Raw genomic sequence first — 4,384 nt, forward strand, 5'->3', positions numbered from 1 at the left:
GCGCTGGTCGGTGCACCACTGCTGCTCACCGACTTCCTTCACCTCGGTATAGCGGCGCGCCAACTCGTCCTTGAAGGCGACGTTCGCCCGTTCCCGCCCCAGCACCTCGGTGGCCACGTCACGCGCGGTTTGAGAGATCCGCAAGGCGGTCGTGCCGTCGATGGCGTAGTGCTTGCCGCAGAACGTGATGATAGCTGACTGTGCGCTGGACGCCCGGAGTAGGGCTAAAGCCTGCTCCTCCTGGGTCTGCGCCTGGACGGGCGCCACGTGCAGGCCGGCAGCAAGAGCCACGGCAAGAAGGGCTCGGCAAAGCATCACCACTACTCCAGCAGCCGCCGCCGCCTATGTTTTTCGACACGGAAACACCGTACCTGCCTACAAGATCCGTAGATATGCCTACCATTGCAGCTTCGGTGTGCAGCTACGGGATTGACTAATCCCCCGTCGCCTTACGTTTGTCATGCCCCCATACATCAGAGGTGTAGATGAGCGACGACACATCGTTTCTGGCAACGGATCAGAGCAATTTCATCGACCTAGCTGCCCAAATCGTTTCGGCCTACGTCTCGAACAACCGCGTTTCCCCTACCGAGCTGCCGCAGCTGCTGTTGAGCATGCATGACGCAGTTGCCGGCCTGGGCAGCCCGTCCGCACCGGGCGAGGCGGAGGCAGACAAGCTGACGCCCGCGCAGATCCGCAAGTCGATCCGCCCCGAAGGCCTCGTGAGCTTCATCGACGGTAAGACCTATCAGACCCTGAAACGCCATCTCACCAGACACGGCTTGGATCCGGCGGCTTACCGTGCCCGATACGGCCTGCCAGCCAATTACCCATCCGTGGCAGCCAGCTACTCCGAGCGTCGCTCGGCGCTGGCCAAGAATATCGGCCTTGGCCATCAGCGTCGGAACGCGGCCCTGGACGCCGCCGAGGCCGCTGTACCACCGGCTAAGCCGAAGGGCCGAAAGAAGGCTGCAGCTGCCGAGTAGGGGTGGGCGATCGCGTAGCGGCTGGCGTCAGCGTGTTGGGCATCAGGTTCTCATCCAGCACCAACCTGGGACAGTCTGCGGCCTGCCTCAAGTGACGCCTGTCCAACCCCGATGCGTCATCATGCTCTTGGGCCACGTTGCGTATCGGCCCGCCCGCTAGTGAGATCGGACGCTCCCCCGCCCCGTGAGCAGATCGGGGCGGGTCCGAGCGGGTTAAAGGATCTCCCGAACTATGCTCGCGGGCTCGCCCCTACCTGTTTGAGCTAACAGCCAGACCGGCAGGACGCAGATCTGACCAGGATGTCGGCGTCGCCGATCGTTATGACGCTAATGAGCTGCTCGCCGCGTTTCCACAGCATCGAGCAGGCGGCCGATCCAAACGGCGCGCAGCTTTCAGCCTCAGGATAGATATCGCAGGTGCTTTCGCGTTGGTCGCATGCCCGGCTCAATGCCGCTACCGGCTGCCAGCCCAGCGCCAGGAGCGACACGCGAGCATCCGGGTAGAGGGTGTTGGGCTTGAACCTCGGCAACTGCTCAGCAGCCTGCGCCCCACCAACTGCGACGACGAGAGCGAGGGCGGCGAGGGCTGTGCGCATGGGGGCAGGATAGCTGAGCCGCGACATCCGACAAGCTTTCACGAAGGGTAGAATGCCAAACTAGCTCAGTTGAGCCTTCCTCAATCCATCTGTCCCCCCGGGCCCTTGCCGTTCTCGTCAATGAAGATGACGCCGGTGGCTTCGAGGCGCCGTCAGCCTTCTGGTGAGGGCTCGGCGGCTGCAGCGCCGGCCTCAGGTGCCGGACCGGTATCGAGCGTGCCTCCGCTGACCAAAGCAGCGGCCCAGGCGCTCGCGATAATGCGGACCTGCTCGATGGCCTCGGCGCGTGTGAACGGTTCATCGCCGACATCGCCACCACCATCCGACCAGGCGACGAAACCGGTACGCCGGCCGTTGGCGTCTTCGACGCAAGCAGCGTCTTCAAGGATGCAGATGCGAAGTGGGAGCGTGAGGCCGAGCGTAGGCATGCCGATGATGTAGAGCGCCAGGGCCGCGCTTCGACTGCCCCGCGCTGAACGCTGCGCCAACGAGCCCAGCGCTGAAATCAGTGCTTGACCGGCTCGTCCACGAACGAGCGGATGCCGTCCTCGTTCAACGCTTGCTCGAAAGCCTCATAGGCTTCCTGATCGGTCGAGAACGTGTTTTCCCAGACGGTGTGTCCGTCGTCATGGTCGACCACTTCCAGCGTCCACTCATCATCGCTGCCGGCAAACCGGTAGATGTGGATTTGCACGGTGCAGCCCTCTCGGCTGACACGACCCCCGAGCGGGGAGAACTCGATCTCGCGAACGGGGATGTTGGTCATGGGATCAGATCCGCTTACCCTGAACGTCGAGCCCCTTCAGCGGCACGCCCGTCCTGAACCGTCCATACTTGCGGCCAATGTGATCGAGGAACGCACCTTAGGCCATCCTCACGAGGTGTCGCTCGTTGTCGGCGACGACGTGCAGGAGCCGAGCACGGAACAGTTCGTCAGGTTCTGGAGCGCTCATGTCCTGATCAATAGCGCAACGAGCCCGGCGGCAAAGAAGCCCACGCCCAAGACCACCAGGGGAGCGTTCTCGAAGCCCTCGTCGGTGAGGAGCTGCGAACCAGCCGCTGCCACGACCGCGACACCCACGATGGTCGCGATCCGGATCATCCTCTCAGGATCCTCGTGATGCTGTGCATAGCCCCAGCTGTGATCAACCGGTCAGGCGGGTCGGCTCGCGGTGAGATAAAGGCCGTGGTCCTGCACGTCGCGCAGGATCTCCTCGGCGTTGCCCATCGCAATTATGCCAGAGCTGTCGACCATTTCTTCGACATCGATCTTGTCCAGGCGCTGCCACAGCTTGTGGCCACCGGGCAGGTTCGCACCGTCACGATCTGCGGTCGCGGCCAGCCGTGAACCCTCAACCTCTGCGAACGTGTAAATGTGCTTCACGGCTACTAAGCTCCGCATGTTGGGCGGCTATTTCAGATAGCCCTTCGCCTTCAGGTGTTTGGTGAGAGCGTCAGTTCGACCTGTCAACATGATCGCGTTCCTCCGTCAGCGCAGCAACTTCGGCTTAGCGCTCGCGAAAGAGGTGCCACGGTGGTTCTCCTGTTCGGCCCCCGCATACGCAGTTGAGCTGCACAGCGATGCCATCGTTAAGGCTGCACTCCTATCGCCGAAGCATGTCAGAGCTATCACCCACCGTCGCCTCCTGGCGCGACCAGATCGAGCGCCTATCCGAGCACGCTTCCCAGTGTCGGTATCTCCTGCCGACGAAATGGCCGCCGATGCGGGCGGCCGCGCTGGCGTTCCTCGATCAGTTTGGCGCCGAGGCCCACGGGCTGGGTTGGACGGCCCCGCAGCTGTTCGGGGTTCATCCACAGCACGGCTTCCAGCGTGTGGAATATGTCGGCGCCCTGATGGGCAACGTTGCATCAGCCATTGGCGTCGAGGCAGATCGGATCGTGTTCGAGCGCTTCTCCGGCTACCGGACGAAGATAGGTCAGGTCTGGGGCATTCCGGTCTGGGAGTTCGTGACTAGGTCCCGCTGACGCTCCACCTCATTCTCGGCTGCCCGCTGCCTCTTAATAGCGCTTAGCTGGTGGAGCCGAAGGATGGCTTGCTCGTGTGCTTGCACGACGCGGATATCGCCGGATGCCTGCTCGATCTGTATCCGATGCCAGGAGCGCAGATCAGATAGCACCTGCAGGTCGTCAATCTGCTCCTCGGTCATGCCAGCCTCTCCCAGATCATCCTGAGCAGTGTAAGCGGCCGTAGTTTCAAGTGGATTTGAGCCTCATCCACACGGTTCTCCAGCGATCTCGGTAGTCATTCTCCCTACCCGTTGAACCCCACTGCCACCTCGGACTTGCGGCGCATGTCGCCGACGCTGAGGATCTTTTGGCCATGGCTGGGAGGTAGCTTAGTGCCGGTGAGCGTTGATCGGATCACGGCAACCGCGCAACAAAAAGCCCGGCCTTTCGGCCGGGCGAGTTGGGGTCCCTTTGTACGGGGACATCGAGATCAGGAAGCTTTGGGAACAACCGGTCTCGAACTGGGAAAACTAGAAGTCGCGCTGGACGCGGAAGCGGACCTGCGAGACCGAGTCCTGCGTGGCAGTACGGACCGCGAAGGTGCCGTTGTTGATGCCGGCGATGTTGGCGTAGGCGGTCGGGCTCTTGTCGAGGTCGATCGCCCGGCCGTTCTTCAGGCCGATCTGGGTGTAGAACGCCTCGACGCCGATATCGAGATCCTTGACCGGCGACCAGATGATGCTGCCACCCGCCACGAACTGGTAGGTGTCGCGCAGGGCCTGGCTCAAGTTGAAGAACCGGGTACCGGGCGTGCCGACGGCGTTCGAGCCGAAT

General features: G+C 62.6%; 8 protein-coding genes and 1 pseudogene. 2 read left to right on the top strand and 7 right to left on the bottom strand.

The window, feature by feature from the left end; genetic code table 11:
• Positions 1-291: hypothetical protein (locus OXS49_RS32660; protein ID WP_267428666.1), on the bottom strand; the 291-nt coding region annotated here is incomplete at its 3' end.
• 194 nt (positions 292-485) lie between these two features.
• Here OXS49_RS32660 and OXS49_RS32665 point away from each other — a divergent pair.
• Positions 486-986, top strand: coding sequence for a MucR family transcriptional regulator (locus OXS49_RS32665; protein ID WP_267428667.1), 501 nt, complete (start codon positions 486-488; stop codon positions 984-986).
• 263 nt (positions 987-1,249) lie between these two features.
• Here OXS49_RS32665 and OXS49_RS32670 read toward each other — a convergent pair whose 3' ends face one another.
• The 5 genes from OXS49_RS32670 to OXS49_RS32690 form a co-directional block, all read right to left on the bottom strand.
• The gene (locus OXS49_RS32670; RefSeq protein WP_267428668.1) at positions 1,250-1,582 is read right to left on the bottom strand and encodes a hypothetical protein; all 333 of its coding nucleotides are present in this window, start codon (positions 1,580-1,582) and stop codon (positions 1,250-1,252) included.
• A 152-nt stretch (positions 1,583-1,734) separates the two neighbouring features.
• The gene (locus tag OXS49_RS32675) at positions 1,735-2,070 is read right to left on the bottom strand and encodes a hypothetical protein (RefSeq protein ID WP_267428669.1); all 336 of its coding nucleotides are present in this window, start codon (positions 2,068-2,070) and stop codon (positions 1,735-1,737) included.
• A 17-nt stretch (positions 2,071-2,087) separates the two neighbouring features.
• On the bottom strand, positions 2,088-2,348 hold the full coding sequence (locus OXS49_RS32680) for a hypothetical protein (protein WP_267428670.1): 261 nt from the start codon (positions 2,346-2,348) through the stop codon (positions 2,088-2,090).
• A gap of 183 nt (positions 2,349-2,531) precedes the next feature.
• Positions 2,532-2,684 carry a hypothetical protein gene (locus tag OXS49_RS32685; protein WP_267428671.1) on the bottom strand — a complete coding sequence of 51 codons (153 nt, stop codon included), beginning with the start codon at positions 2,682-2,684 and terminating at the stop codon, positions 2,532-2,534.
• A gap of 51 nt (positions 2,685-2,735) precedes the next feature.
• Complete coding sequence (locus OXS49_RS32690) at positions 2,736-2,966, bottom strand: hypothetical protein (RefSeq protein WP_267428672.1); 231 nt, start codon at positions 2,964-2,966, stop codon at positions 2,736-2,738.
• Positions 2,967-3,199: 233 nt separating this feature from the next.
• On the opposite strand from OXS49_RS32690, the gene OXS49_RS32695 reads away from it, so the two are divergent.
• On the top strand, positions 3,200-3,568 hold the full coding sequence (locus OXS49_RS32695; protein WP_267428673.1) for a hypothetical protein: 369 nt from the start codon (positions 3,200-3,202) through the stop codon (positions 3,566-3,568).
• Positions 3,569-4,080: 512 nt separating this feature from the next.
• Here OXS49_RS32695 and OXS49_RS32700 read toward each other — a convergent pair.
• A pseudogene (locus OXS49_RS32700) lies at positions 4,081-4,384 on the bottom strand (porin); the annotation flags it as partial.

Origin of the sequence: Methylobacterium sp. GC_Met_2 (assembly GCF_026540795.1) — a bacterium.
Taxonomy (GTDB): Bacteria; Pseudomonadota; Alphaproteobacteria; order Rhizobiales; family Beijerinckiaceae; genus Methylobacterium.